Here is a 781-nt window from a genome sequence, read left to right on the forward strand (position 1 = left end):
TTATAAGAGAAAGTGTCTTAATAATATTTTTTGCGCTTTTCGGCGTAACTTGTTTTTTAATATTAGAAGTTGTCTCTTTTTTTTCAGTTTCAGCCGTGGAAGTTTCAACAATTTGTATCTGCGGTTTTTCGGGAATAGTTTGCTTTACCGTCTCAACTTTTTCCGGCTGCTTCGCCGCATTTTCCTGCGAGGCGGCATTTTCTTTACTCACGTTGGAATGAACGGCAATCACGGCGCAAGAAATCAAAGCCGAAATAGCCACAATTACCCCAACCAACAAAAAAGCCTGAATAGGGTCGGAAACCCCCGTTTTTTTACGCCTTTTATACGTTTTTCTTACTGTTTTCTTTGTTTTTACCGCTTTTTTCATGTTTCTTCTATTGTTTATCGGCACTTTTGCGAAAATGCTAAAAAGCCTGCGGCTTTTTAGCGAGAGTTTTGACAAAGCCGTAAAAAGTGGTATAATGATGGTAAGGGAGCTATTTATGGAACTGGATTATACATATAGGGAAGCAGAAGAAGGCGGTTATGTCGGATATTTTAATGATTTTCCGCAACATGTAACCCAAGGCGAGACCCTCGAAGAACTTGAAGAAATGTTATTAGATATGTACGAATGTTTACATCTTGAAAAATATCATAAGCGAAAACTGGCAATTGCATGAAAAGAACGCAGTTACTTAAAATATTAAACAGAATGGGAGTAATATTTGTCCGTCATGGAAAAAAACATGATGTTTATAGACAACCCGATTCTCCACCAAGTCTACAATACCAACGC

2 protein-coding genes are annotated in these 781 nt (G+C 37.8%); one reads left to right on the forward strand and one right to left on the reverse strand.

Annotation, left to right across the window (positions count from 1 at the left end):
* Positions 1 to 370, reverse strand: a 370-nt coding sequence (locus tag ACYVTD_RS14670; protein WP_461248458.1) for a hypothetical protein, incomplete at its 3' end; no start/stop codon positions are given.
* On the opposite strand from ACYVTD_RS14670, the gene ACYVTD_RS14675 reads away from it, so the two are divergent.
* The gene (locus ACYVTD_RS14675; RefSeq protein ID WP_461248459.1) at positions 369 to 665 is read left to right on the forward strand and encodes a hypothetical protein; all 297 of its coding nucleotides are present in this window, start codon (positions 369 to 371) and stop codon (positions 663 to 665) included. The genes ACYVTD_RS14670 and ACYVTD_RS14675 overlap by 2 nt on opposite strands.
* Positions 666 to 781: the final 116 nt, after the last annotated feature.

The organism is Treponema sp. R6D11, assembly GCF_054786075.1.

What these genes read in the sequence shown, in the direction of transcription:
- ACYVTD_RS14675 (WP_461248459.1), top strand. Translation starts at nt 369, where the DNA reads ATGTTTCTTCTATTGTTTATCGGCACTTTTGCGAAAATGCTAAAAAGC.